At 74.3% G+C, this 26213-nt stretch carries 24 protein-coding genes and 2 pseudogenes; 15 read left to right on the plus strand and 11 right to left on the minus strand.

Annotated features, from left to right (window positions below; all coding sequences use genetic code 11):
- The first annotated feature begins 18 nt into the window (after positions 1–18).
- Positions 19–777 (plus strand): VOC family protein, encoded by a 759-nt coding sequence (locus ACFVGO_RS00745; protein WP_380630466.1) that lies wholly within the window; start codon positions 19–21, stop codon positions 775–777.
- A gap of 199 nt (positions 778–976) precedes the next feature.
- Positions 977–1588 carry a hypothetical protein gene (locus ACFVGO_RS00750; RefSeq protein WP_380630467.1) on the plus strand — a complete coding sequence of 204 codons (612 nt, stop codon included), beginning with the start codon at positions 977–979 and terminating at the stop codon, positions 1586–1588.
- A 104-nt stretch (positions 1589–1692) separates the two neighbouring features.
- Here the strand turns inward: ACFVGO_RS00750 and ACFVGO_RS00755 are convergent, their stop codons facing one another.
- The 3 genes from ACFVGO_RS00755 to ACFVGO_RS00765 form a co-directional block, all read right to left on the minus strand.
- A complete protein-coding gene (locus tag ACFVGO_RS00755; RefSeq protein ID WP_359907610.1) occupies positions 1693–2517 on the minus strand; it encodes a carbohydrate ABC transporter permease in 825 nt (274 codons plus the stop codon).
- 122 nt (positions 2518–2639) lie between these two features.
- Positions 2640–3617: a sugar ABC transporter permease gene (locus ACFVGO_RS00760; RefSeq protein WP_359907564.1), complete on the minus strand. Its 978-nt coding sequence runs from the start codon at positions 3615–3617 to the stop codon at positions 2640–2642.
- A 198-nt stretch (positions 3618–3815) separates the two neighbouring features.
- Positions 3816–5126, minus strand: coding sequence for an extracellular solute-binding protein (locus tag ACFVGO_RS00765; RefSeq protein ID WP_359907561.1), 1311 nt, complete (start codon positions 5124–5126; stop codon positions 3816–3818).
- A 326-nt stretch (positions 5127–5452) separates the two neighbouring features.
- Here ACFVGO_RS00765 and ACFVGO_RS00770 point away from each other — a divergent pair, with 326 nt between their 5' ends.
- Both ACFVGO_RS00770 and ACFVGO_RS00775 read left to right on the plus strand, forming a co-directional pair.
- Positions 5453–6259: an IclR family transcriptional regulator gene (locus ACFVGO_RS00770; protein WP_359907558.1), complete on the plus strand. Its 807-nt coding sequence runs from the start codon at positions 5453–5455 to the stop codon at positions 6257–6259.
- A 285-nt stretch (positions 6260–6544) separates the two neighbouring features.
- Positions 6545–7267, plus strand: a complete 723-nt coding sequence (locus ACFVGO_RS00775) for an alpha/beta hydrolase (protein ID WP_359907555.1) — start codon at positions 6545–6547, stop codon at positions 7265–7267.
- A gap of 40 nt (positions 7268–7307) precedes the next feature.
- Here ACFVGO_RS00775 and ACFVGO_RS00780 read toward each other — a convergent pair whose 3' ends face one another.
- Entirely contained in the window at positions 7308–7835 is a 528-nt protein-coding gene (locus tag ACFVGO_RS00780) for a universal stress protein (RefSeq protein ID WP_380630469.1), read from the minus strand.
- Between the two features lie 264 nt (positions 7836–8099).
- Positions 8100–8810 carry a TetR/AcrR family transcriptional regulator gene (locus ACFVGO_RS00785; protein ID WP_380630470.1) on the minus strand — a complete coding sequence of 237 codons (711 nt, stop codon included), beginning with the start codon at positions 8808–8810 and terminating at the stop codon, positions 8100–8102.
- A 144-nt stretch (positions 8811–8954) separates the two neighbouring features.
- Here ACFVGO_RS00785 and ACFVGO_RS00790 point away from each other — a divergent pair, with 144 nt between their 5' ends.
- Complete coding sequence (locus ACFVGO_RS00790) at positions 8955–9773, plus strand: MOSC N-terminal beta barrel domain-containing protein (RefSeq protein WP_359907546.1); 819 nt, start codon at positions 8955–8957, stop codon at positions 9771–9773.
- A 206-nt stretch (positions 9774–9979) separates the two neighbouring features.
- Here ACFVGO_RS00790 and ACFVGO_RS00795 read toward each other — a convergent pair whose 3' ends face one another.
- Positions 9980–10372: a ribonuclease gene (locus tag ACFVGO_RS00795; RefSeq protein WP_380356563.1), complete on the minus strand. Its 393-nt coding sequence runs from the start codon at positions 10370–10372 to the stop codon at positions 9980–9982.
- Between the two features lie 280 nt (positions 10373–10652).
- Between ACFVGO_RS00795 and ACFVGO_RS00800 the strand changes: the two genes are divergently transcribed.
- Positions 10653–12197 carry a carboxyl transferase domain-containing protein gene (locus ACFVGO_RS00800; protein WP_380630471.1) on the plus strand — a complete coding sequence of 515 codons (1545 nt, stop codon included), beginning with the start codon at positions 10653–10655 and terminating at the stop codon, positions 12195–12197.
- 566 nt (positions 12198–12763) lie between these two features.
- Entirely contained in the window at positions 12764–13138 is a 375-nt protein-coding gene (locus ACFVGO_RS00805) for a transglycosylase SLT domain-containing protein (RefSeq protein WP_359907540.1), read from the plus strand.
- A gap of 334 nt (positions 13139–13472) precedes the next feature.
- On the opposite strand, the gene ACFVGO_RS00810 is transcribed toward ACFVGO_RS00805, so the two are convergent.
- Positions 13473–13931 carry an HD domain-containing protein gene (locus tag ACFVGO_RS00810; RefSeq protein WP_380356558.1) on the minus strand — a complete coding sequence of 153 codons (459 nt, stop codon included), beginning with the start codon at positions 13929–13931 and terminating at the stop codon, positions 13473–13475.
- Positions 13932–14216: 285 nt separating this feature from the next.
- On the opposite strand from ACFVGO_RS00810, the gene ACFVGO_RS00815 reads away from it, so the two are divergent.
- Entirely contained in the window at positions 14217–15143 is a 927-nt protein-coding gene (locus tag ACFVGO_RS00815; protein WP_359907535.1) for an AEC family transporter, read from the plus strand.
- Positions 15144–15154: 11 nt separating this feature from the next.
- On the opposite strand, the gene ACFVGO_RS00820 is transcribed toward ACFVGO_RS00815, so the two are convergent.
- A complete protein-coding gene (locus ACFVGO_RS00820) occupies positions 15155–15610 on the minus strand; it encodes a MarR family winged helix-turn-helix transcriptional regulator (protein ID WP_380356556.1) in 456 nt (151 codons plus the stop codon).
- Between the two features lie 148 nt (positions 15611–15758).
- On the opposite strand from ACFVGO_RS00820, the gene ACFVGO_RS00825 reads away from it, so the two are divergent.
- From ACFVGO_RS00825 to ACFVGO_RS00835, 3 genes and pseudogenes are all read left to right on the plus strand, one after another.
- Positions 15759–16628, plus strand: coding sequence for an alpha/beta fold hydrolase (locus ACFVGO_RS00825; RefSeq protein WP_380630472.1), 870 nt, complete (start codon positions 15759–15761; stop codon positions 16626–16628).
- A gap of 226 nt (positions 16629–16854) precedes the next feature.
- Positions 16855–17510: pseudogene (locus ACFVGO_RS00830) on the plus strand (IS5 family transposase); the annotation flags it as partial.
- Between the two features lie 436 nt (positions 17511–17946).
- A complete protein-coding gene (locus ACFVGO_RS00835; RefSeq protein WP_359907530.1) occupies positions 17947–18720 on the plus strand; it encodes a hypothetical protein in 774 nt (257 codons plus the stop codon).
- A gap of 417 nt (positions 18721–19137) precedes the next feature.
- Here the strand turns inward: ACFVGO_RS00835 and ACFVGO_RS00840 are convergent, their stop codons facing one another.
- The gene (locus tag ACFVGO_RS00840; RefSeq protein ID WP_359907527.1) at positions 19138–19401 is read right to left on the minus strand and encodes a dsRBD fold-containing protein; all 264 of its coding nucleotides are present in this window, start codon (positions 19399–19401) and stop codon (positions 19138–19140) included.
- A 267-nt stretch (positions 19402–19668) separates the two neighbouring features.
- Between ACFVGO_RS00840 and ACFVGO_RS00845 the strand changes: the two are divergent.
- Together ACFVGO_RS00845 and ACFVGO_RS00850 are read left to right on the plus strand one after the other, a co-directional pair.
- Positions 19669–20508, plus strand: a pseudogene (locus tag ACFVGO_RS00845) (DMT family transporter); the annotation flags it as partial.
- Positions 20509–20718: 210 nt separating this feature from the next.
- Positions 20719–21390: a DUF6629 family protein gene (locus ACFVGO_RS00850; protein ID WP_359907524.1), complete on the plus strand. Its 672-nt coding sequence runs from the start codon at positions 20719–20721 to the stop codon at positions 21388–21390.
- Positions 21391–21408: 18 nt separating this feature from the next.
- Here ACFVGO_RS00850 and ACFVGO_RS00855 read toward each other — a convergent pair whose 3' ends face one another.
- A complete protein-coding gene (locus tag ACFVGO_RS00855; protein WP_380630473.1) occupies positions 21409–22767 on the minus strand; it encodes an MFS transporter in 1359 nt (452 codons plus the stop codon).
- On the minus strand, positions 22764–23381 hold the full coding sequence (locus ACFVGO_RS00860) for a helix-turn-helix domain-containing protein (RefSeq protein WP_359907519.1): 618 nt from the start codon (positions 23379–23381) through the stop codon (positions 22764–22766). The genes ACFVGO_RS00855 and ACFVGO_RS00860 overlap by 4 nt, the downstream gene beginning before the upstream one ends.
- 293 nt (positions 23382–23674) lie before the next feature.
- Here ACFVGO_RS00860 and ACFVGO_RS00865 point away from each other — a divergent pair, with 293 nt between their 5' ends.
- Both ACFVGO_RS00865 and polX read left to right on the plus strand, forming a co-directional pair.
- Entirely contained in the window at positions 23675–24400 is a 726-nt protein-coding gene (locus ACFVGO_RS00865; protein WP_359907516.1) for an ATP-binding protein, read from the plus strand.
- Between the two features lie 76 nt (positions 24401–24476).
- Complete coding sequence (polX, locus tag ACFVGO_RS00870) at positions 24477–26207, plus strand: DNA polymerase/3'-5' exonuclease PolX (RefSeq protein WP_380630474.1); 1731 nt, start codon at positions 24477–24479, stop codon at positions 26205–26207.
- The last annotated feature ends 6 nt before the right edge of the window (positions 26208–26213 follow it).

Raw genomic sequence — 26213 nt, forward strand, 5'->3', positions numbered from 1 at the left:
GCCCGCCAGGAGGGTCGCATGCCGAAACCGGGCAACTACCGCGCCGGGGTGCCGTGCTGGGTCGTTCTCACCACGCCGGACACCGCACGGGCAGAGGCCTTCTACGGCGCGCTGTTCGACTGGGAGTTCGTTCCGACCGGCCCCGCCGAGGCGGTCGCCACCCGGTACGGCGCCCAGGTCGCGGCCGTCGAACGGGCCCGGCCGACCGACCCGCCCGCCACCTGGACCACCTTCCTCGCCTGCCCCGATCCGTCGCGCACCCTCGCCGCGGTCCGGGCCGCCGGCGGCCGCCTCGCCCGTGAGCCGTACGAGGTGCCCGAGCAGGGCCGAGCCGCGCTCGCCGTCGACCCGCTCGGCGCCCGCTTCGGACTCTGGCAGGCCGGCACCATCGACGGCGCCGGCCTGGTCGACGAACCGGGCGCGCTCGCCTGGAACGAGCACCTCTCCCCCGCCCCCGACGCCGCCCGGGCCTTCTACCACCGGGTCCTCGGCTACGGCTACGACCGGCCACGGGAGGGACACACCCTCGCCCGGGTGGCCGGCCTGCCCGCGTGCAGCATCGGCCCCGCCGGCCCGGGCGCGGAGGCGCGCTGGCTGGTCCACTTCGCGACCGGGGACACCGACCGTACGGCCGACCGGCTGCGCGCCCTCGGCGGCACGGTCGTCACCGGTCCGGCGCCGGCGCCGTTCGGCCGCACCGCGCTGGTCCGGGACGACGCCGGCGCGGAGTTCGTGCTGGTCGCCGTCCCGACCCGGGACTCCGCGGCGGCGGCCTGAGCCCGCCCCGGCCGAACCCGCCACCGATCCACCCGTCCGCACACCCGCACACCCGCACACCCGCACACCCGGACCCGGAGCGTCCCCCTCCAACCCGTCAAGTTGCCTTCCTGGCAAGACCGTTCGGCACACTCACCGGATTCCCGAGGACGACCGACCCGCCGAACCCGCTGTCCGTTGCGACCGCTACCGTGCTGCCATGAGTTCCTTCCTGCGCGCGTACCTGGTCGACCCCGCGGAGCTCCGTGTCCGCGTCGGCAGCGGCAACGACGGGGCGCTCGACGAGGCCCTCGCATACTTCGGCCCGTCCCTGGACAGGTCCGACGAGCACTTCGCCGACGAGATCGCGCAGGGCGCGCCGACCGCCCTGGAGGCGCTGCGCGCCGTGGTGCACGGCGGGCCCTTCTCCGCGGACGCGGACCACGCCTTCCAGTACGGCTACGCGTACCGGCGGCTGTGCTGGCTCGTCGGGCAGCCCCTGGAGGTCGACTCCTTCGGACCCTTCCGGGGCAACTGGCTGGAGGTGGTCGACGACGGCCTGAAGGCGTACGGGATCACGGCCGTCTCGGTCGCGGACTTCCAGTACGGCGGCGGCCTTCCCGCCGAACTGCCGTCCTGCGACGTGCCGTCCTGCAGCACCTGGCCGGCCGAGGACTGCCGGAGGGCGCTGGAGCAGTTCGAACGGGCCGAGCGCGAGGGCCGCGCCCCGGCGCCGGAGCGCGAGGTGGCCGAGGCCGTCGCGGAGGTCGTCGGCTGGCTCCGGCTCGCGCAGCGCCGGAAGGGTGCCGACGTCGTCGGCTTCGTCTCCTGAACCGCCGGCCTCCTGACCTCCCGACCGGCTGAGCCGCTCGGGCCCGGACGGCCGGGGGAGTCCCGCCGACGGCGGGACTCCCGGGTGCGCGGCCTCGGCGGACGTCAGTCCTTCACCGCGCCGGCCAGTCCGGAGACCAGCTTGCGCTGCACCGCGATGAAGAAGATCAGCACCGGCACGGTCATCAGCGTGGACGCCGCCATGATGCCGCCCCAGTCGTTCTCGTCCGGCTTGAAGAAGACCAGCAGCGCCGAGGGCAGCGTCTGGTTCTGGGTGGCGCTGATGATGAAGGTCTTGGCGAAGACGAAGTCGTTCCACGCCGCGATGAAGGAGAACACGCTGGTCGCGGCGAGTCCCGGCGCCACCAGCGGCAGCAGGATCCGCCACAGGATGCGGGTCCGGCCCGCCCCGTCGATCTGCGCCGCCTCCTCGATCGAGACCGGGACGGCCGCGACGAAGCCGCGCATCATCCAGATCCCGAACGGCAGCGAGAACGCCAGCTGCACCAGGACCAGCGAGGCCAGGGTGTTCAGCCCCACGCCCGGGGCGAACCGCCCGGCGTCGCGGAACATGAAGAACAGCGGGATGGTCAGCGCTTCGACCGGGATCATCTGGGCGATCAGGAACATCACCATGATGGTGGTCCGGAACTTGAAGCGGAACCTGGTCACGGCCACCGCCGCCAGGAAGACCACGATCGCCGACAGCACCACCACCGACAGCGCGACCACCAGGCTGTTCACGAAGTAGCGGCCGAATCCGTCGACGCTGAGCACCTGCCGGAAGCTCTCCAGCGTGGGGTGGGCGGTCCACGGCCTGGGGTCGAGGGACTGGATCTCGCCCTTGGGCTTGAAGGCCGAGAGCACCATCCAGAAGATCGGGAACGCGGTGACCACGGCCAGCACGATCGCACCGGTGTTGGCGGCCAGCCGCCAGCGGCCCCGGGCGTTCCGGCCGCGGGTGCTCCGACCACGGGGGTTCCGGCCGCGGGCGTTGCCGGCCGGCTTCACGGCGGCCGGCTTCACGGCGGCCGGGGAGGAGTTCGCCGGGCTCACAGTTCGTTCCCCGTCCGTCGCAGCGTGCGGATGTACAGGACCGTCGGGATCACCAGGATCAGCAGCATGATCACGCCGATCGCCGCGCCCAGCCCGTACTGCGAGGAGGCGAACGCCTTCTGGTACGCGTACACGTTGAGCACCAGGTTCTGGCCGGCGATGCCGCCGCCCTCGGTCATCACATAGATCTGGGTGAAAACCTTGAAGTCCCAGATCACCGACTGGATGACCACGATGGTCAGGATCGGCCGCAGCATCGGCGCGGTGATCCGGCGGAAGGTGGTCCAGGTGTTGGCGCCGTCCAGGGCGGCCGCCTCCATGATCTCCTCCGGGATCGCCCGGATGCCCGCGTAGAGGGTGACCATCACGAACGGGTAGGAGTGCCACACCACCACGGCGCCGACGATCAGGAACGCCGTCCACTTGTCGTAGAACCAATTGAACTCGTGGAAGCCGGAGAGTCCGAGCCCCTCCAGGGTGTGGTTGACCAGACCGAGGTTGGTGTCGAACAGGAAGCTCCACACCGTCGAACCGGTCATCGCCGGCGCCGCCCAGGCGGCCATCGCCGCGGTGGTCAGCACCAGCCGCGGCCACCGGCCGACCTTGGTGAGCAGCACCGCGAGGGTGGCGCCGACGGCCAGGGTGGCGACCACGCAGAACGCGGCGAAGCCGATGGTCTGGAACAGCACCGTCCAGAACTGCTCGTCCTCCAGGATCTTCGTGTAGTTGCCGAAGCCGACGAAGGAGGTCGGGACGCCGCCGGAGGCCTGGGCCTGCCCGAAGTCGAGGACGGACAGCAGGCCCAGCTGGTAGATCGGGTAGGCGACCAGCGGGATCAGGATGACCGCGGCCGGCAGGAGCAGCAGCAGCGGGGGCCGCCGGCGCCGGCCGCCCGGGGGTGCGGCCGGCGCCTTTCCCCCACGGCGCCTCTGCGGGGAAGGCGGCGCCGGGGCGGTCGAGGTGGATACGGACACGTGCGGGACCTGCTCTCTGAGACGAACCGGGAGGGGGGCCGTCCGTGCGCGGCCGGTGGCCGACGGTGCGGTGTGCCTGCGGCCGACGGTGCGGTGCCGACGGTGCGGTGCCGGCGGCTCGGGGCCTGCGGCGGCGCGGTTCGGGTCACCGCGCACGGGGCGCGGTGGCGGTGGCGCGCCGCCGCCGGCGGCCGGCCGTCAGTGCGCGGCGAAGGCCGAGGAGATCTGCGCGGCGGCGTCGGCCGAGGCCTTGGCCACGTCGGCCTTGCCGGTGACGACCTGCTGGAGCATCGTCGGGATCACCGACTGGGCGTCGATCTGCGCCCACGCCTGGTCGAGCGGGACGAACCTGGTGCCGGCCGCGATGGTGTCGGTGAAGGGCTTCAGGAACGCGTCCTTCGCCGCCACCTTGCCGCTGACGGACTTGAGCGTCGGCAGGTTGCCCATCGCGTCGTACATCTGCTCCTGGTACGCGGGGCTCGCCAGCAGCTCGGCGAACTCGACGGCCAGCGTGCGGTGCTTGGCCGCCTTCATCACGCCCAGGTTGTTGCCGCCGGCGAAGGCCGGGGCGATCGAGCCGGGCTTCTCACCGGGCAGCGGCACCACGCCGTACTTGCCCTTGACCGCGCCCGCGTCCACCTTGCCGCGGTTGGAGTTGAGCAGCACCGCCATCGCCGACTTGCCGGCCGCGAACAGGTCCACGGTCTTGCCACCGGTCAGGTCCGCGCACTGCTGGGCGGGGCAGCCGTCCGCGCCGAACAGGTCGGTGTAGCGCTTGATCCCGGCCTGCGAGGCGGGCGAGGCGATCGCCGCCTTGAACGCGGCGCCGTCCTTGGCGGCGATGTCGCCGCCCGCGTCCCAGACGAAGGGCAGCGCGGCGAAGGTGTACTTGCCGCCGACGGCGATGCCGAAGGTGTCCGGGTGCGCGGCGTGGATCTTCTGGTTGGCGGCGACCAGCTCGGCGTACGAGGTCGGCGGGGTGAGGCCGGCCTCGGTGAACAGGTCGGTGCGGTAGTACAGCGCGCGCACGCCGACCCACCAGGGCAGGCCGTAGGTCTTGCCGTCCACCACGGCGGTCTTGGCGATCGCCGGGTCGAGGTCGCCCTTGTCCTGCCACTTGTCCAGGTCGGCGGTGATGTCGGCGAGGCCGCCGGCGGCGACGTAGCCGGGCAGGTCGGTGTTGCCGAACTCGACCAGGTCGGGGGCGCTGTTCGGGTCGTTGAAGGCGCCCTTCATCTTGGCGGCGCGGGCCGAGGCGTCGGTGTCGATGTAGCTGACGTTGACGGTGGCGCCCTGGTGGGAGGCCTGGAACTCGGCCACGGCCTTGGAGATCACGGCCTCCTTGGCCGCGTTGCCGGCCTCGTTGTACAGCCAGACCTGCACGGTGCCGGTCCGGTCGTCGGCGGCCTTGTCGCTCGCCGGCGCGGCGGTGCCGGGGGCACAGGCGGTGGCGGCCAGGCAGCCGGCGGCGAGCACGGCGGCTGCGGCGGTCCGTCCGATGAGTCGCATGGTGGAGACCTCCCCTCCCGACAGCTGCCGCCGAGACGTCCGCCGCCGGGGACGGGCACGTCGAAGCAGGCCCTGACCGGGGCCGATGGTGGGTGAAGTGGTGGGGGTACGGCAGGGCGCAGCGCTCGGGTGGGGCGTCGTCGCCTGCTCGATGGCAGGGACGTTAGGCGGGGCCGATCGGCGCCAACAAGAGGGAGTTGGTGAAAGTTTTGCACTGCACAACGTTGTATCGAAGATGCGGCGATCGGGTCGCGAACGGGTACGTTCTGACAACCGCCGCCGACCTGCGGGGGAACACCGGCAGAACGACACCAGGGAACGGACCCATGACGGAGACGGCGCCCAAGAAACCCGCCACCGAACGCAACCAGTCCTCCTCGCTGCGCCGCGCCCTCGCCGTCCTCGGCTACGTCCGCGACCACGGCGACCGGCGCGGCGTCCCGCTCGCCCAGCTCGCCGACGGCCTCGGCCTCAACAAGAGCACCGTGCTGCGACTGGCCGGCCCCCTGCTGGACGAGCACCTCCTCGACCGGGACCGCGAGACCGGCTGGTTCCGGCTCGGCCACGGCTCGCTGCGGCTCGGTCAGGCCTACCTGACCACCCTCGACCTGCGCAGCGTCGCCGCCGAGCACCTGCGCCGGCTCCAGCGCGAGGCCGGCGAGACCGTCCACCTGACCGTCTGGCAGGCCCCCGGGATCGTCTACCTGGACAAGGTCGAGGACGAGACCAACGTCCGGATGGCCTCCCGGGTCGGCAGCCGGGCTCCCGCCTACTGCACCGCCACCGGAAAGGCGATCCTGGCCTGGCTGCCCGAGGAGGCCGTCGCCGAGGTGGTCGCGGCCGGGCTGCGCCCGGTCACCGCCTGGACCATCGCCGACGAGCCCCGGCTCCGCGCCGACCTCGCCCGCATCCGCGCCCGCGGCTACTCGATCGACGACCGCGAGAACGAGCCCGAGGTCCGCTGCGTCGCCGCCCCGATCTTCGACCACACCGGCGAGGTCACCGCCGCCCTCTCCGTCTCCGGCCTCACCTCACGGATGACCGCCGCCCGGGTCCGCGCCCTCGGCCCGGTCGTCGCCCAGGTCGGGCTGCGGATCTCCCGCGAACTCGGCTCCGACCGCCAGCCGTCCTGAACGCCGGGCCGCTGCCGGCCCTCGCCCGGCCGCTGCCCGGCCGCAGTCAGGCCGTTGCCCGGCCGGGGTCCTGCCCCGGAAACGCGGACAGGGCCCGGCGCCGTTTCCACGGCACCGGACCCTGTCCGATTTCGGAGCGCCAGGCCCGGGTCGCACGGACTCTTCCTACTGAAAGTAGGACGTGCTCTGGTAGCACCACTGACGCCTGAGGAGGAATCGCTCCCTCGCAACGAGAAGTACAGTACCAGCTCCGTGATCATTCAACGAATCGGAGGGAAATCCCGGATGACGAACGCTCGACTCCGGACGGTTCCGTACACCGCCGGACGACTGACGGACATCCACCTTCCGGCCTCCGGCACCACCGGGCCGGCCCCCGTCGTGCTGCTCTGGCACGGCAACGGCCCGAACGAGCGCGATGTGCTGCGGCCGTTGGCCCAGGAGGCCGCCGGGCTGGGGCTGCTGGTGCTCGTCCCGGACTGGGACGCCACGCAGCCGGACGGCGGCAGTGCCGAACTGCTCGCCTCGCTGGACCGGGCCCGCCCGATCGCCACCGAGTACGGCGGGGACCCGAAGCGCCTCGTCCTGGCCGGCTGGTCGATGGGCGGCCGCGAGGCGATCGCGGTGGCCACCCACCCCGACACCCCCGCCGAACTGCGCCCCGCCGCCGCGGTCGGCATCGCCTCCCACTACTCGACCAGGGCCGTCACCACCGGCGAGGCCCCGCTCGACCACCTGGCGGCCAGCCCCTCCCCCGTCCCGCTCCGGCTGGTCCACGGCACGGCGGACGAGATCGTGGACGTCGAGCACACCCGGCAGTTGAGCGCCGCTCTGACAAAGCAGATGTCGGCGGTACGGACCCTCGAACTCCCCACCGACCACGCCGGCGTGGTGATGACCGCCTACCGTCCCGAGGCCCGCCGCTGCCTCCCGGCCACCGATGCCGCCACCCTGGCCGCCGGCCGACGGACCGCCGCCGTCCTCGCCGAGGCGGCCGGACTGTCGTAGGCCCGTCCTCGGGCTCCCGCCCGCGGGGCCGCGCGGGCCGCTAGCCGTTCCCCGCCGCCGGCTCCCGCGGCCCGCGGCCGCGTTCCAGCGCCTCCAGGTCGCGCTGCAGCGGTGGGCGCGGGACGGCCAGGACCGGGCAGGTGGCGTGCCGCACGCAGTAGGCGGTGACCGAGGGGTGCACCAGCCGGGCGAGGCGGCCGCGCTCCCGGCCGGCGCCGAGGACGAGCAGGTCCCCGGGCCGGTCGGCGCACCGCACCAGCGTGTGGCCGGTGTCGCCGCGAACGGTCTGGCAGCGCAGGCGGACACCCGCGTAGCGTCCGGCGAAGGCCTCGTCGAGGGCCTGCCGCAGCCGGGCCACGGCGGCGTCGCGGCCGGCCTCGATCACCGGCGGGCACGGGGTCCGGCGGTAGCCGAGTTCGTCGCCGGGCGGGGTCCAGCAGAGCACCGCGAGCACCTCGACGTCCGTCCGGCGGGCCTCGGCCACCGCGTGGTGCAGCGCGGCGAGGCTGCCGAGCGAGCCGCTGATGCCGACCACGATCCGGCCCTCGTCGGTACCACTGTCCGCCATGGCTCCGCCCCTGCCTCTCCGTCCGGCCGCGCGCGGATGCCCTGGTGCCAAGGTGCCCGGATGCCAAGGTGCCCGGATGCCAAGGTGCCCGGGTGCCCGCGCACCGGACGGCCCTGGCCCTTGCTGCGCCGGACCGCGCCGAACCGCGCCGATTTCACCCCAGCAAAGCGGTCCGCGCCCGTACGGCACCGGCCCGTTGACGCGGCTCTGACGTGGAGCCCGCCGTTCCGTACGCGTCCCTGACGCCGCGCGGGCGAGGCGCGCTCAGCGCTCCGGCGACTCCGGCCGCTCCGGTTGCTCCGGTTGCTCCGGCGACCCCGCCTCCCAGAGGTCCGCGAACATCCGGTCCAGGTGCTCCTCCCCGATCGGCGGGACCGGCAGCGGGTGGGCGGCCCGGGCGCGGAAGCCGTCGAGCAGGAGGGCGAGGTAGCGGCGCCAGAGGTCGGGGCGCAGCTCGGTGGCGGCGGGCAGGGCACGGCAGAGCGGGCCGAGGAGGAAGAGCAGGTCCATGGTGACCACGTCGCGGCGCATGGTGCCCTGTTCCTGGGCGCGGGCGATCAGGACGCCGACGGTGGCGGCGTGCCGGCGGCTGATCTCGATCATTCCGGGGATGGCCGGGATGGCCTGGGTGACCAGGTCGTTGATGCCCCGGTCGGCGGCGACCAGCTCGAAGATCCGCCCGAAGTACCGTTCGAGGCCGCTCCAGGCGTCCTCGGCGGCGAGCGCCTCCTCGCCCGCGGCGGCCAGACCGCCCCCGGCGTCCTCGAACACCTCGGCGATCAGCGCCTCGCGGGTCGGGAAGTGCCGGTAGAGGGTGGCGTTGCCGACGCCGGCCTCCTTGGCGATCTGGTCCAGCGGCACGTCGAGGCCGTGCCGGGAGAACATGTCGCGGGCGGCGGCGAGCAGCTGGTCGCGGTTGCGCTGCGCGTCCCGCCGGAGCCGCCCCGGGGGGTTCGCGCTGCTCGGTGGTGCCATGCCCCGACCCTAGCAAGCGCCGGGCTCGCCCACCGGGCACCGCCCACCAGCCCCGCCGAGCCGCTCAACTACCCTGTGGGGTCGACGAGATGGACGGTACGCAGGCGCAGAACGGTGCGCCTGCACGAAGGGGGCGACCAAGCGATGGCCACGGTGACGGAGCTGCGGTACTACCCGGTCAAGGGCTGCGCCGGGGTGACGGCCGCGCAGGCGGAGCTCACCCGGGCCGGGCTGGCCCATGACCGGGAGTTCATGGTGGTGGACGAGGAGGGCGTGTTCCGCTCCCAGCGCCGGGACCCGGTCCTGGCCACCGTCCGCCCGGCGGTGACGCGGGACGGCCGCTCACTGACGCTGACCGCCGCCGGCATGGAGCCGGTGTCGGTGACGGTGGACACCGAGGGCCCGCGCCGCGAGGTGCGGATGTTCGATCTGCCGTTCCTCGGCATCGATCAGGGCGAGGAGGCCGCCGACTGGCTGTCCGAGGTGCTGGGCTCGCGCGGCCGGCTGGTCCGGGTACCGCCGGAGCACGACCGGGTGACCACCGGACTGACCCCGGGCACCTCGGGCTATGCGGACAGTTGCGCCGTGCTCCTGGTGTCGCATTCCTCGCTTGAGCACTTCAACGAGCTCTCCGACGCCCGGCCGGTGCCCATGGACCGGTTCCGCGCGAACCTGGTGGTGGACGGCTGGACCGAACCGCACACCGAGGACCTGGCCCGCAGGATCGAGGTGGGCGGGGCCGAACTGGGCTACGCCAAGCTGGCGATCCGCTGCGCCGTGACGACGCTGGACCAGTCCAGCGGCACCAAGGCGGGGCCGGAGCCGCTGCGCACCCTGGCCCGGTACCGCCGGGCGGCTGCGGGCGGGGTGGCGTTCGGCAGCAAGTTCGCGGTGCTGCGGCCCGGCACGCTGCGGGTGGGGGACGAGCTTACGGTGGGCGCCTGGGGGCCGTCCGAGCTCTGAGCCCGGCGCGGCCGTCGCCGCGGCGACCTCGGTCTCGGTCTCGCTCTCGGTCTCGACTTCGGCTTCGGCTCCGACTTCGGCTTCGGCTTCGGCCTCGGCTTCGCGCTCGGCAGTCGGCCCGGCCGCACGGCGGTGACCTCGGCGGGGAAGCGGGCCGGGGCCACCGTCGTGCCGGAAGCGTTCCGGGACGGTCGGTCAGTGGAGGTTCAGCAGGTCTGGTCGATCAGGGAGAACGTGGCGTAGTGGTCGCCGGTGTAGTAGTCCTCCTGGTAGGACCGGCCGGTCACGATCCGGCGGGCGCCGCGGGTCGGGGAGCCCGGGGTGATGACGGTGTACTCGTGGTAGTAGCCGTAGGACTCACCGGGCAGGACGCCCTCCCGGTTCTGGAAGACCACACCGTCCTGGGAGTAGGGGAAGGGGCCACCGGAGGCGATCAGGTCGAGGGTGTCGGCGGCCTGCGACGGGAGGGCGGAGAGGCAGACCGTTCCGCTCACGTCGGCGTGCGCGTCGGTGGCGACGGCGACCGGGGCGAGGGTCATCAGGGCGACGGCGGTGACGGCGGCGGCGCGGGACTTCCACGCGCGTAGAGTGCGAGTCATGCCCCTCAGTGTGGCGGGACACCGTCAACTCTGGAAGCCTTCGGAAAAACTATTAACCAGTGAGTAACCCCCCTTTACCTGCGCAGACTTGAGCCGTACGCCGACCACCGCACCCCGCCCCCGGGGCCACCCGCACGACGCCCACGAACCGCCCGGCCGACACAAGGGTCGACCGTCATCGAACTCAAGCCGGAGCTGTCCCGCCCGGACCGCGCCGCATAGAGTGCCCCGTAGCGTGGCGGATCACGGCAAGGCCGGAACGATCTCTGACGGGGTGGGCATGGGTACGGGCTCGGGCACGGCACTGACGGCCCACCAGCTGATCGGACTGCTGGTCGACCCCGACGGCTTCCGCAGCTGGGACGAGCCGCCGGCCGCCGACCGGGCCGACCCCGGCTACCGCGCCTCGCTCGACCGCGCCCGTGAGCGCACCGGCCTGGACGAGGCCGTCCTCACCGGCCTCGGCCTGATCGGCGGCCGGCCGGTCGCCCTCATCGCCTCCGAGTTCGGCTTCCTCGGCGGCTCGATCGGCGTCGCCACCGCCGAGCGGATCACCCGCGCCGTCGAACGCGCCACCGCCGAGCGGCTGCCGCTGCTCGCCCTGCCCGTCTCCGGCGGGACGCGGATGCAGGAGGGGTCGGCGGCCTTCCTCTGCATGCTGCGGATCACCGCCGCCGTCCAGGCGCACCGCGCCGCCGGCCTCCCCTATGTCACCTATCTGCGCAACCCCACCATGGGCGGGGTCTTCGCCTCCTGGGGCACGCTCGGGCAGCTGGTCCTCGCCGAGCCGGGCGCCCGGCTCGGCTTCCTCGGCCCGCGGGTGTACGAGGAACTGCGCGGCGTGGAGCTGCCGCCGGACGTCCAGCGGGCCGAGACGCTCGCCGGCCAGGGGCTGGTGGACGCCGTCGTGCCGCCGCAGGAGCTGCGCGAACTGCTCCGCCGCGCGCTGACCGTGCTCGCCGCCGCACCGCCGGCCCCTTCCACCGGCCCCGAGTCCGCGCCTGCTCCCGAGCCCGAAACCGAGCCCGAGCCCGAAACCGACCCGGACGCCCCCGGACACCCGGACGCCTGGGACTCCGTCCGCCGCACCCGTCGCCCCGACCGCCCGGGCGCCCGCGAACTGCTGCGGCACACCACCGAGGAGCTGGTGCTGCTGGACGCCCCCGGCGGGCGCGGCGGCGCGCTGGTCCGGGCACTGGCCGTGCTCGGCGGGCGGCCAGTGCTGGTCGTCGGCCAGCAGCGGCAGACCCCCGAGCACGAGCGCCCCTTCACCGCCGCCGACCTGCGGGCCGTACGGCGCACCGCGCGCCTGGCCGAACAGCTCGGGCTGCCACTGGTCACCGTGGTGGACACGGCCGGCGCCGAGCTGTCGGCACGGGCCGAGCTGGACGGCATCGCGGTGGAGATCGCCCACTGCCTCACCACCCTGCTCGCGCTGCGCACGCCCGTCCTGGCCGTACTGCTCGGCCAGGGCTCGGGCGGCGGGGCGCTCGCGCTGCTCCCGGCGGACCGGGTGATCGCCGCCGAGCACGCCTGGCTGGCACCGCTGCCGCCGGAGGGCGCCTCGGCGATCGTCCACCGGGACGGCTCGCACGCCGCCGAGCTGGCCCGCTCCCAGGGGATCGGGGCGCGCCACCTGGCCGAGGTCGGGCTGGTCGACGAGGTGGTTCCGGAGCTGCCGGACGCCGCCGAGGAGCCGGAGGCCTTCTGTGCCCGGCTCGGGCAGGCGGTCGGCGCGGCGCTCGGCGCCCTGGCGGCCACCGCCGAAACGGACCGGCTCGCGGCCCGGGCCGCCCGGCACCGTCGACTGGGCGACCTGCGCTAGCCGTCCACCACGGCGGCTCGGCTCCGGTCCCGCCGCGACCGTGTGACACCGGCATCGGCATGGCCGGGGCGGTGTGGCGCCGGTCTCAGCACCACGGTGTGGCCCCGGTCTCAAGGCAGCGTTGATCATCTTCACCCACCGTGCGGCCGCCGGACCGGCGAGTGACGCCCCCCGAGCCCCGGACGGTGAGTGCGCTCACACGTGATCAACGACTACGACGGACGGTAGTGGACACCCCGGCGGCACCCGCGCCGCCCCGACGCTCCCCGCGTTCCCGCAGCTCAGCACCGGTCGGCAGGCTTCGCGCGGCCGGCCCTTCGAATCCACGGCGCCCCGTTCCGTACGACCGCGGGTCGTACCGAGCGGGTCTTGGCGACGGCCGATCCGGTCTGGCAACAATGGCTTCCATCGCCAGCCGCACCGGCTCCTGTCCCGCCGGTGAACGGCTTCCTGATCGCGTCGCACCCCGCAACCGTTCGGCCCTTGTCCGGCCGTGGTCCTGGGCGGGGAGCGACCGGCCCAACCCGATTGAGGTCCTGTTCTTCATGCCCGCTTTCAAGCTCCGCATGCGCACTTCCGCCGCGATTCTCGCCGGCGCCGCCGGTCTGACCGCCCTGGGCGCGGGTGTCCTGCCCGCCACCGCGAACGCCGCCACCGCCTCCCCGCAGGCCATCGCCGCCCAGATCGTCCCGGCCAACCAGCTGGCGTCCTTCAGCCAGATCATCGCCCACGAGTCCAGCTGGAACGTGACCGCGACCAACCCGAGCTCGGGCGCGTACGGCCTGGCCCAGGCGCTGCCGGGCTCCAAGATGGCCACGCACGGCTCGGACTGGAAGACCAACCCGACCACCCAGATCAAGTGGGCGCTGGACTACATGAACACCCGCTACGGCAGCCCGAACGCCGCCTGGAACTTCTGGCAGACCCACCACTGGTACTAAGCCGACCCCGTCGGCCCACCGACCACCGCCCGCCACCTGACCACTCCCCCTCACCCCGGGGGTCGGACAGGGACCACCGGGGTGCCCGAGAGGGCCCGGACCCGCGCGACCCGCGTGGTCCGGGCCCTCTCCTGGTTCTCCGGCGGCGGCCCGGCCCGTGGACCGCGCCCGCCCGGGCCACGGCGTGGGCGCCACGGCGCATGGACCCCCGCGCGCGGACTACGCGCTCCCGGGCTTCGCGGCCGCGGGCTCACGGCGTGCGGGCTTCGCGCTCACGGGCTCACGGGCTCACGGGCTCACGGGCTCACGGGCTCACGGGCTCACGGCGTGCGGGCTACAGCCCGCCGGTGAGCCCGAGCAGCTCGCGCATCCGCGCGTACTTGGCGGCCAGCCGCTCGGCGGTCGCCGGGTCCAGGGTGGCGAGGCGGGCCGGATCGGAGTTGTGCGCCAGGTCCGCGCGCTTGACCAGCAGCGCGCCCGGCGTGGCCAGGATGCGCGCGGTGTACGCCTCGACCGGCTCGTCCGGGCGCCGGGTGAGCGCGTCCACGATCGCCTTGGTCTCCTCCGGCAGCGCGGCCCCGGCCAGCCACTCCCGGCTCAGCCGGTCGTCCTCGACGGTGTCGTGCAGCCAGCCCGCCGCGATCTGCGCCGCACTGCCGCCGCGCGCCGCCGTCCCCCGGGCGACCGCCGCGATGTGCTCGCCGTACGGGTGGCCGTTCTTGTCCACCTGCCCCTGGTGGGCCCGGCGCGCGATCGCCTCCACCTCGGACAGGCTCAGGTACTGGTCCTCCATCGGGCCATCGTAGGCCCGGGCGATCGTCCGGGCTTCGGTTCCTCGGCGCCCGGGCGATCGTCCGGGCTTCGGTCGCTCGGCCCCGCCCCTGCCGGCCGACACCGTCCCGGACGGCCGGTCCTGCTGGCGTGCTCGCGACAGACCCACTGATCGCCGTGCCCGCGGCCACTGGTTTACTGCCCCGGGGGTTCATGGGCTTCGGGGGGTCACCGCGCTCGGAAGTCGGCGCCCCCGACGGGACACCCCCGTCGCACCGGCAGATCCGTCCGAGCGATCCGAGGAACCATGCCAGCCCTGCATCCCCTGCTGTCCGCCTTCGCGCCGATCTGGGCGCTCACCGGCGTCGGCTACGTCGTCGGCCGCGCCGGGCTGCTCGGGCCGCACGCCGAGACGGTGCTCAACCGGTTCGTCTTCCACGTGGCGATGCCGGCCGCGCTGTTCCTGATGATCGCCCGCACCCCGCTGGACCGCTTCGCCAACGCCTCGATGCTCGCCTTCACGGCCGGCACCGCGGTCGCGATCGGCCTCGGGCTGCTCGCCGGGCGGCTGCTGTTCCACCGCAAGCCCGGCGAACTGGCCATCGGCGCGATGGCCTCCGGCTACGTCAACTCGGCCAACCTCGGCATCCCGGTGACCATGCAGGTCCTCGGCGACGCCTCGTTCGTGGCGCCCGTGGTGCTGTTCCAGATCCTGGTGGTCACCCCCGCCGTCCTGGCCGTCCTGGACGGTGGCGCGGCCGGCCGCCGGGCGCTGCTCACCCTGCCCGTCCGCAACCCGATCCTGCTGGCCACCGCGCTGGGCGCGGTCGTGTCGGCGACCGGCGTGCACCTGCCTGCCGAGCTGAATCGTTCCTGCGAACTGCTCGGCGGCGCCGGCGTCCCCACCGCGCTGATCACCCTCGGCCTCTCGCTGCACAACCGCCCACCGGCGGACGGCCGTCCGCGCCGCACCGAGGTCGGGCTGATCGTCGTGCTCAAGACCCTGGTCCAGCCGCTGGTCGCACTCGCCGTGGCCGGCCCGCTGCTCCACCTGCCCGCCCACCAGCTCCTCACCGTGGTGCTGTTCTCGGCGCTGCCCACCGCGCAGAACGTGTACACCTACGCCCGCGAGTACCAGCGGGGCACCGCCCTCGCCCGGGACGCGGTGCTCTGGTCGACGCTCCTGTCGATGGCGACGCTGTCGGTGATCAGCTGGACCCTCGGCCCCGCGTAGTTCCGGCGCGTTCACCTCTCCCTGGCGGCCGACACCACCTCGGTCACGGCCGCCAGGAAGCGCCGGGCCGTGTCCAGCTCCCCCGGCTCGAACCGCCGCATCGCCGCGACCAGATCGCCGATCAGCCCGCCGAAGAAGCCCTCCCCCAGCTCCATCGCCCGCTCCTCCACCAGCAGCCGCACCCGGCGCCGGTCCTGCGGGTCGCGCTCGCGCCGGATCAGCCCGAGCCGCTCCAGCCGGTCCACCAGGCCGGTGGTACCCGCCGAGTTCAGCCCCAGCGCCTCGCCGAGCCGGCCCGGAGTGACGACCTCCCCGGCCCTGGCCGCGTCCAGCAGGTGGATCAGCGCCCGCAGATCGGTCGGGTGCAGACCGTTGCGGGCCGCGAACTCGGCTCCGAACAGGTCGAGTTCGACCGTCAGACCACGCAACAGATGGACCAGCCGCATCGGCTCGGCAACCTCGGACACCCTGTCGTCCTTCCTCGGGGAGGGCATGTGCGACTATTCTCTCGCTCAGCGAGATAATTGCTCAGCGAGATGCTTGTTCAGCGCGATACGTGTTCGGCGAGTGGTTCAGCCGACCCGGCCGCCATCACACCACACCCGCGGAGGCCCCATGTCCGCCCGCACCGCCCCCTTCCTCGCCGCCTACGACGCCCTGCTCGCCCGCTGGCCCGTCCCGGTCGAGGCACTCACCGTCCGCACCGCCCACGGCACCACCCGGATCAACGCCTGCGGCCCCGCCGACGGCCGCCCCCTCGTCCTGCTCCACGGCGGCGGCGCCACCTCCACCATGTGGTTCGCCAACGCCGGCACCTGGGCCGAGGCCGGACACCGCGTCCTCGCCGTCGACCTCATCGGCGACCCCGGCCGCAGCATCCACGACGGCGCCGCCCTCGACGGCGTCCCCGGCCTGCTCGGCTGGCTGGACGCCGTCCTCGACGGACTCGACGTCCCGCGGGCCGACCTCTGCGGCCACTCGTACGGCGGCTGGATCGCCCTGGAGTACGCCCTGCACGCCCCCACCCGGGTCGGCAGGCTCGCCCTGCTCGACCCCACCCAGTGCTTCGCCGGCTTCCGCCCCGGCTACCTGCTGCGCGCCCTCCCCCTCTTCCTGCCCCACCGCACCCCGGCCCGCGCCCGCTCCTACCTCGACTGGGAGACCGGCGACACCCCGCCCCTCGACCCCGTCTGGCGCGAGCTCTACGCCCTCGGCCACGCCGACTTCCCCGCCTCCCCCGTCGTGACCGGCCCCCGCCCCTCCCCCGAACGCCTCCGCGCCCTCACCACCCCCGTCCTCACCCTCCTCGCCGCCCACAGCCGCACCCACGACCCCCACCGCATCGCCCGGACCGCCCGCCGCACCCTCCCCGGAGCAGAGGTCGCCGTCCTCCCGGGCGTCTCCCACCACAACCTCCCCATGGCCGCCGCCCAGGACCTCAACCCCCGCCTCACCACCTTCCTCACCCCCACCCACCAAACCTGACCGCCCCCCACCCACCCCCACGAGAAGTCGCCCCGCCCCCTGTCCCCGAGCCGCCCCGAGGCCGGCGGCACACCCCGCCCGCCCGCGCGAAAAGTCGGCCCACCCGACTTCTCCCGCCACGCACACCTCCACCCACGTCGCCCCGAGGCAGGCGACACACCCACCCCACACCCAAAGTCGGCCCACCCGACTTCTCGTGCTGCAGGGCGGGCTCGTTGAGTGGGCCCTGGGGAAGAGAGCGTCGTGGTTGGTGTCGGATGGCCTGTGGGGCCGGATCGAGCCGCTGCTGCCCGTGCGGCAGCAGCGGCTTCGCAGGATCGGCCGTCCGCGGTTGGAAGACCGGGGCTGTCTGCAGGGGATCCTGTTCGTGCTGCACGCGGGGATCCAGTGGGAGTGGCCGCCGCAGGAGCTCGGCTTCGGCTCGGGCATGACCTGCTGGCGCCGACTACGGGACTGGCGCGAGGCGGGGGTGTGGGACCGACTGCACCAGGCGCTGCTGACCGAACTGCACCGCGCCGGCGAGCTGGACCGGTCGTGGACGGTGATCGACGGCTCGCACCGCCAGGCCCGTCGCGGCGGCCCAAAACGGGCCCGAGCCCGGTCGACCGTGCCCGATCGGGCTCGAAGCATCACGTGATCACTGACGGCCGGGGCACGCCACTGGCCATCACAGTGGTCGGCGGCAACCGCCACGACGTCACCCAGCTCCTGCCACTGCTGGACGCGATCCCCCACATCCGTGGCAGGACCGGTCGTCCGCGTCACCGGCCCCGGCAACTGTTCGCCGACCGCGGCAACGACTTCGACAAGTACCGCCGCCTGCTGTGGAAGCGCGGCATCAAGCCGGTCATCGCCCACCGGGGTGTGCCGCACGGCTCCGGTCGTTCCGGCCAGTCAAAGCCCTCAACCGGGCCCGGAGCAGCCTTCCAGATCACGGACTTGCACGAACTTCCTGGCACGCTCCAGGGTTCGACGGCGCCGAAAGTCGGCCAGGTCGACTTCCGGCGGGCGGGGCCGACCTGGTGGCAGGGCTCGGGGGGCGTTCCGGCGGGGATGGTTGCTCGGGGCGGCTTTGGGTCGCGGCCGCGCCGCTCGCTCGGGTGCCAGGGCGGGGATGGGGCGAAGGTGTGCCGCAGGTGAACCGGGCGAGCATCCGCCGGGCCGCGCGCAGCACCGGCGGCGGGCGGGCTTTCTTGACGAGCACGGGTTCGGCGCGCGAGGGTCGCCGGCCGTCGCCGGGGCGGGAGGGTTGGGCCATGAGGTGCACCGGTGGGTGTCGGACGGCCGGGGGTACGGGCGGCGTGCTTAGCGTTGCCGGATGACCGAAACCACGCGGGCCGGCGGCGGGCGGCAGGTGAGTGCGGCTCGTGTGATGGCGCCCGCGGTGGTGTTCGCCATTCCGGTGCTGAAGCTCGCGTGGACGCTCGGGGGCGGGGACGCGGCGCGGGACGCGCTGCTGGCGATGGGGCCGGCGAACTGGGTGGACGTCGTCATCGGGATGTTCTTCGCCGAGCCGGTGCTGGCGGTCGTGCTGGCGGCGGTGCTCTCCTACATCAGTTATGCCTATCGGGCCGCTCACGGCGGGGCCGCCCGGCACCAGGGGCGGGCGCTGGTGGAGACGGCGGCCCGGGCGGCGATCCTGCCGGGGGCGCTCGGGGTGGTGGTCGGCGCGTTCAACGGGCTGTGGTGGGGTGTGGCGGCGGGCGCCCTGGGCTATCTGCTGCGCCTCGGTGTGGTGGCCGAGTACCGGACCGGCGCGCGTTCGGCCGTCACCGGCCACCGCACCGGGCGGCCGGCCACGGCCCTCGGGCCCCGGGCCGTCGAGGCGGTCCGGGTCGCGGCGCTGCTGCTCTCCCTGGTGGTGCTTCCGGCGTTCTCGGTCGTCGCCGCTCTCGACGGCCGCTCCTGGACGAGCGTGTTGATGTGCGACGTCGACACCGGCACCGGCCCGCAGCGCGCCCGGCTGGTCGAGCTGGACCGGCAGGCCGCGGGCGTCGTCGGCTGGGACGTCCCGGCGCACGAGGTGGTCAGCGGCACCAACTGTGCCGTCGACCCGGACGACGTCCTGCGCGCTCCCTGGTGGCGCCGGTAGGACCGCCGACCGGATCCGCCCGTGCGGCGGCCGTCCCGAGCGCCGCAGACGGCCGGATGCGGAACGACCGCGCGCCCTCGCCCGACGGGGGGACGGTGGAGCGTTGCGTACTCCACCATGCGGCGGAGGCTGAGGGCCGGGGCCGTGGCACCGCGGGGGACGGCGGACGTGGTGTGGCGGCGCCTCCACTCGGGCCGGACCGAGGCGGAGCGCGCCTGCGTGGACGCCGTCGTCCGCGAGCGCCACGTCGAGCGCACGGCCGCCGAGCTGTTGCTCGAAGCCTTCGCGGCCCGGGAGGAGCGGCTCCGCCCGGCGGCGCGACGGTCCGGCGGCGCGACAGCTCCGCGGCACGCCCTTCCCGGTCCGGTAGCCGTGCACGGGCCGCCGCGGCCTACGGGGGTTCGGCTGCCGGTGGGCTCAGTAGATCAGGTACCCCGGGCGGTGCCCTTCGTCGTCGATCTCCCCGGTGGCCTGGGCCCGCAGCTTGCGGGACAGGTCCTCCAGGGCCCGGGCGGCCGCGACCTCCTCGCCGATCCTGGCGAGCGGACGGTCCTCCGCACTTTTCACGGATTCGCCGTGCGCGCTCAGGCCTGGCGCCCTGGCGCCGGTCAGCCTGGCCTCGCACGCCGTGTGCACGCCGTCTTCCTCGAAGCTGAGCTCCACGTCCCACTGGTTGTGCATGCCACACCTCCTGGCGCCGGCCCCCGTCGCGCCTGTCCGGACCGGCACGGACGGTGACCCGTGGCGGCCGCTCACACCAGCGTGCGCCTGCCCCGCCGGTGGCGGCAAGCGCTGCCGGACGGCCCGGTGCCCGCCGCGCCGCGCGCGTGTCGTGCGCCCCGCCCGGGCACCGGCCCGGCGGTAGGCTGGCGGGAGCGGCCGCGACCTCCGACCCACCTCTCGGAGCCGTCGGCGCGGCGCGGGCAGCGACAACCTGGTGGTCCCTCCGTGGCGGTCTTCCTCCTCGCTCTCAGTGCGGCCTGCTGTCTGGGGCTCGGCTTCGTCCTCCAGCAGCACGCGGCGCAGCAAGCCCCGCGCTCCGATCTGCTGCGCTGGCGGCTGCTGCTGGACCTGATGCGGATGCCGCAGTGGCTGCTCGGCACCGGGTTCATGGTCAGCGGGCTGATCCTCTCGGCGTTCGCCCTCAACCAGGGCGAGGTGTCGCTGGTCGAACCGCTGCTGGCCACCAATCTGATCTTCGCCATGGCACTGGCCCGGGTGTTGACCCGTCAGACCCTGGGCCGTTCCGGCTGGGCCGGGGTGCTGCTGCTGGCCCTCGGGGTGACGGCCTTCATCGTGGCCGGGCAACCGACCGGCGGCGGGGCGCCCGCCGGGGAGCTGCGGCACTGGCTGGTGGTCGGCACCGTGGTCGGGCTGGTCGTGCTGCTGGTCTCGCTGGCCCGGCGGCTGCCGCTGTTCGAGGAGGCGACCCTGCTGGCGCTCGCCGCCGGGCTGCTCTACGGCCTCCAGGACGCGCTGACCCGGACCACCACCCAGCGCCTCGACCACGAGGGCCTGTCCGCGGTGCTGCGCAGTTGGCAACCGTACGCGGTGGTGGTGGCGGGCGTGGTCGGGCTGCTGCTGGTGCAGAGCGCCTTCGAGGCGGCGCCACTGCGGATGTCCCTGCCGGCGCTTACCGCCGCCCAGCCGGTGGCCGGGATCGCCTGCGCGGTCGGGTTCCTCGGCGACCGGCTGCGGGTGACCCCGGCGGCGCTGGCCTGGCAGGCCGCCGGGCTGGTCGCGATCGTGATCGGGGTGATCGTGATCGGCCGCCATCCGGCGATGCCCGGGACCGTCCGCGACACCCTGGAGAGCATCGGGGCACCGCCCGAGGACGGGGCGGAGCCCCGGGAGGGCGGGGCGGAGCAGAAGTCCGGGGGCGGTCCGGAGGACCGACCGAACGACGAGCCGAAGGGCAGTCCGGACGGCAATCCGAAGGACGAACCGACGGGCGGGTCCGCGGAGCACGACCGCCCCGGGAGCACCGGTTAGGCCCCGATGTGCTGGAGTGCGCAGGCGGACGCCGTGGCCGGGGGGCTGGTCGCGGTCGCGGGGGTGGCGTGCCTGGTCCGCGCCCACCGGGCCGGCCGGCCCGAGCGCTTGCCGCTCGCCGCGCTCCCTCTGGTCCTGGGCGTGCACCAGCTGATCGAGGCGATGGTCTGGCTCGGCACCGACGGCGGACTGCCGGACGGCCTCGCCGGAGCGGCCCGCACCGCCTGGGCGGTGGTCGCCCTGCCTCTGCTGCCCGTCCTGGTCCCCGCCGCCGTGTGGTGCGCGACCGACGGCCCGCGCCGACGGCTGCTCGCCGCGCTCACCCTGCTCGGTGCGGCGGTCGCCGCTCCGCTGGCCGTGGCCATCGGCTCCCACCCGGTGGGGGCGACCGTGCACGGCCACACCCTCGGCTATGCGGTGGGCATCCCGTACCCGGCTCTCCTGCTGACCGGCTACCTCCTCGTCACCGTCGGCTCCCTGCTGGCAAGCGGCGACCGGCTGCTCCGCCGTCTCGGTCTCCTCACCGGCGCGGGCGCCGCCGCCTGCGCCCTGCTCTGGCACCTCGCCTTCGTCTCCACGTGGTGTGCCCTCGCCGCACTGACCAGCCTGCTGCTGCTCCAGTGGGCGGGCCACCGACCGGCGAGCGGGCCAGCCCCCGCCGAAGGCCGGGCCCGGTAGGGCGTCCCCTGGGGCCGGCTAAGCGCAGTGCGCCGGTTCCGAGTCGTCGGCCGCATCGGCCGCGCCGCTCGCCCGGACCGCGCTGCCCGCGTGCCCTCGGAAACGGTCCATCTCGCGCCACTCGGGGCGCAGCCCGGCCAGGGTCGTGGTCGCGAAGTAGAGGGCTCCACCGGCGATCAGGCCGGGTATCAGCCCGACCGCCGCGACCGCCGCACCGGCGACCAGCCCACCGAGCGGGATGCCGGCCCAGGAGAGGGAGTCTCCGAGGGCGTGGACGCGGCCCAGCAGGTGGCGGGGCACCCGTTCGAAGAGGACCGCGCCGAGGATCGGGTTGAGGAAGCCGGCGCCGAAGCCGCCGATCGCGAAGACCGTGAGCACCAGCCACATCGGCGCGTCGAGGGCGAGCACCAGGAAGCGCGGCGCACCGCACAGCAGGAAGCCGGCGAAGAACACCGTCCGGCGGGGCAGCCGGGAGGCGACGGCCGCCGCTATCAGGCTGCCGACGACCGCGGTGGCGCCCATGACGGCCGTGGCCAGGCCGATGGCGGCCGGACCGTTGCCGGACTCGCGCGCCCAGACCGGGACGAGGACGGTGGTGAACCCGGCGTCGATCAGGTTGGTGATGCCGATCATCACGATCACGGTGAGCAGCAGCGGCTCCGAGCGCAGGAAGGTGAAGCCCTCGCGGAACATCCGCCAGTAGCCCGCGGGCTGCTCTTCCGCCGAGGGTTCGGCTGCCACGGCGGGCACCGCCGGGCGCCCCATGCCGCGCGGGAGCGCGACCGCGATGATCAGCGACCCGAGCGCGAAGGTGACCGCGTTGACCGCCAGCCCGGCCAGCGGCCCGATCAGGGCGACCAGCCCGCCGCCGACCGCCGGACCGATGGTGGAGGCCAGCCGCTCGGTGACCCCCGACAGCCCGGTGGCGCGCTCCATCGGCACCCGGGCGTGGTCGGCCGCCTCCGGGACCATGACGGACTTGGCCAAGTCCCCCGGGCCGCGCATCGCCCCGATCACCGCGACCATCACCAGCAGCGCCCAGAACGGGAGCAGCCCCCGGGCGTGCAGCAGCGGGACCAGCCCGGCCGTGACGGCGCTGACCGCGTCCGTCGTCCAGGACACCACGCGCGGCCCGAGCCGGTCCACCAACGGCCCGGTCAGCGCCTTGACCGCCACGTACGGCGCCATTTCGGCGAAGGCGACCAGGCCCGTCATGGTGGCGCTGCCGGTGGTGGCCAGGACGAACCAGGGCAGGGCGATGGCCGAGACGCGCGTGCCGGTCACGGAGACGACCGTGGCGGCCAGCACCCCGGCCAGCGGGCGGAAGCTGCGCCCGGGCGCGTGGACGGCGGCGGTGCCGGTGCCGGTGGTGGTCATGCGGTTTCCCCCTCGGTCGTGGTGGTGCTCGTGTCCGGCAGGACGTGGACGATCACGGAGACCTGCTCGGTACCCTCCGGGGCCGGCCCGCCGTGGTCGATCTGCCGGTAGCGCCGGACCACCTCGAACAGCTCGCCGGAGAGCCGCTCGGCCTCGGCGGGGGTGAGCTGGAGGACCCGGTCGCTGAGGTCCGTCACCCGGCGCCACTCGCGCGGCATGGTCTCGAAGGCGTCCAGCGCGCGCTGGGCGGTCAGGGTGTGCGCGGCCAGGACGGACCGCAGGAAGCCGGCGGCCGTGTCGAGGTCGTCGTCCGCCATGTCGTCCACCGTCCAGACGGTCAGCGGGTGGGCCGAACGCCACCAGCGCTCGCGGGCGTTGCCCCGCTCCTCGTCCTCCTCGACGAAGCCCGCGGCGGCGAGTTGGCGCAGGTGGTAGCTGGTGGCTCCGGAGTTCAGCCCCAGCTGTGCGGCGAGCCTCGTCGCCGTCGACGGGCCGTGCTTGCGCAGGAGTCCGACCAGCTGCATGCGCACGGGGTGCGCCATCGCCCGCATGTTCTTGGCGGTGATGGCGATGTGCGGGTCGTCACTGTGCTTCCAGCCGCGCTCTTCGGTCATGGCAGGAGACTAGAACCGCAAAGACTTCTTTGCAAAGGGTTTTTCGCGAAGGGTTCTTTGCGAAGAAGTCTTCGCGGTTGCTCGACGCGCAGGAGTCCGCGCCTCCGGGGCCCCGCCGGTCGGCGGGTGCCCGACCGGCCGCTCGGCGGGGGCCCCGGAGCGGACCGCGGCCCGGAGCGGGATTGTCACCCGGGCGGGCGAGGCGCAGGCTGGCAGGAAGGGCCCGGTGGTCGGCCCGTCCCGGTCGGCCGCGGATTCGATGACGGCCGCCGGCGAGCACGAGGGGCAGGGCGATGGCACGCGGGAGGCTCTGGAGCTACGTCGCGTCGGGGGCCCGGGCGCTCGGCGCGTTCGGCGGCGCCGTCGGCGCGTTCGGCGGCGCGGGCGGCACCGGCCACCGGAGCGGGTCCGGGCGCGCGGGCGCACTGGCGACCACCGAGGCCGAGGAGGGCCTCGGCCCGTTCTCACCGGGCGTGATGGCCGCGCCCAGGTCGCTCTCCCGCACCGAGCTGGAGCGACTGCGCTGGACCGGCCGGCAGGACGGCTGCGAGCCGACGGCCCGGCACGTCCAGGTGGCGGACCTGGTCCGCCGGGTGGTGCGCGGCGGCGGCCGGGCGGCGGCCGTCACGGTCCGGGTGGCGCCGGGGCTGCCGGTGGTGGCCGGGGACGCCCGCCGGCTGGAGACGGCCGTCGCCGGGCTGGTCGACCAGGCGATCCGGCGCAGCCCGCCGGGCGGCCGGGTGCTGGTCCGGGCGGACGTGGCGGGTGGCGCGTCCGCACCACGGGCGTCCGGACGGGCGGCGGCGACCCGCGGCCGGGTGGAGGTCCGGGTCTGCGACCGGGGCTCCTCCGAGCCGACCGGGGCGCGCGAACGGCTGATCGCCGGTGTCCGGACGGACGGCGTGGTGGGGCCCGCCCTGCACAGCCTGGTGGACGCCGCCGGCGGCCGGCTCGCGGTGGAGCCCACCCCCGGCGGCGGGCTGACCGTCGTCCTGCTGCTGACCGTCGCGTACGACTGACGGAGTACCGCGGCGTCCGGGGCCGGACCGGGGCGCGCACCCGGCGGATTCGGCCCACGAAACCTAGACTTGCCCCATGCCCCGGCTCAACGACCAGGTCAGGGAGCTGCTCCAGGAGTACGCCGACCTGATCAACATCACCGGCGGGGACGCCTTCCGGGCCCGCGCCTACGAGAAGGCCGCCCGGGCGGTCGGCGGCCACCCCGGGGACCTGGCCGGCCTGGACGTCAAGGGGCTGCAGCAGATCCCCGGCGTCGGGAAGTCCACGGCCGAGAAGATCGCCGAGTACCTCGCCACCGGGACCGTGCCCGCCCTGGAGGCGCTGCGCGCCGAGATCCCGTCCGGCGTACGGGAGATGATGGCCGTCCCCAGTGTCGGGCCCAAGCGCGCCCTGGCCCTCTACCGCGACCTCGGGATCTCCTCGGTGGACGAACTCGCCGCGGCCGCCCGCGCGGAGCGGCTCGCCGACCTGCCCGGCTTCGGCGAGCGCAGCGGCGAGAAGATCCTGCACGGCATCGAGCTGATGCGGCAGTCCGGCGGCCGCACGCTGCTGGACACCGCCAGCGAGCTGGCCGAGCAGCTCGTCGCCGTGCTCTCCGCCGTCCCCGGCTGCACCCGCTGCGCGTACGCGGGCTCGCTGCGCCGGATGCGCGAGACGGTGGGCGACATCGACGTGCTCGCGACCGCCGAGGACTCCGCCCCGCTGATGGCCGCGCTCACCGGACTCCCCTCCGTCGCCGAGGTGATCGGCAGCGGGAGCACCAAGACCTCGGTCCGTACCACCCAGGGCGTACAGGTCGATCTGCGGGTCCTCCCGGAGGAGGACTGGGGAGCCGCACTGGTCTACTTCACCGGCTCGAAGGCGCACAACATCAAGCTGCGCACGATGGCCGTCCGGGCCGGGCTGAAACTCTCCGAGTACGGGCTGTTCGAGGTGGACGGCGGCGCCAAGGTGGTCTCGGAGACCGAGGACGAGGTGTACGCGGCCCTCGGACTGCCGTGGATCCCGCCGCCGCTGCGCGAGGACCGGGGCGAGATCGAGGCCGCGCTGGACGGCGGACTCCCGGACCTGGTCCAGGAGTCCGACCTGCGCGGCGACCTGCACACCCACACCGACCTGACCGACGGGCTGGCCACCCTGGAGGAGATGATCGACACCGCGGCCGCCCGCGGCTACTCCTACTTCGCCGTCACCGACCACGCCCCGGACCTGGTGATGCAGCGGATGACGGACGAGAAGATGCTCGCCCAGCGCGAACAGCTCCGGCAACTCGCCGGCCGGCACAAGAAGTTGCGCCTGCTGCACGGCACCGAGCTGAACATCGGCCCGGACGGCGGGGTGGACTGGCCACCGGAGTTCCTGGCCGGCTTCGACGTCTGCGTGGCCTCCGTGCACTCGCACTTCACCCTGGACCGGGCCGCCCAGACCCGTCGGCTGATCCGCGCCTGCGAGAACCCGTACGTGCACGTCATCGGGCACCTCACCACCCGCCGGATCGGCCGGCGCGGGCCGATCGACGTCGACCTGGACGCGGTGTTCGAGGCCGCCGCGCGCACCGGCACCGCGATCGAGATCAACAGCTCCCCGCAGCGGCTCGACCTGCGCGACGAGGACGTCCTGCGGGCCCGGCGGCACGGCGTGCGCTTCGCGATCGACAGCGACGCCCACGCCACCGGCCAGCTCGGCTACCCGCGCTACGGCATCGGCACGGCGCAGCGCGGCTGGCTCACCGCCGAGGACGTGGTCAACACCTGGACCTGGCAGAAGCTGAAGCACTTCCTCCACAAGGACGCGGTGCCCGGGTAGCCCCGA

Source organism: Kitasatospora sp. NPDC057738 (assembly GCF_042798815.1).
GTDB classification, from domain to species: Bacteria; Actinomycetota; Actinomycetes; order Streptomycetales; family Streptomycetaceae; genus Kitasatospora; species Kitasatospora lactacystinica.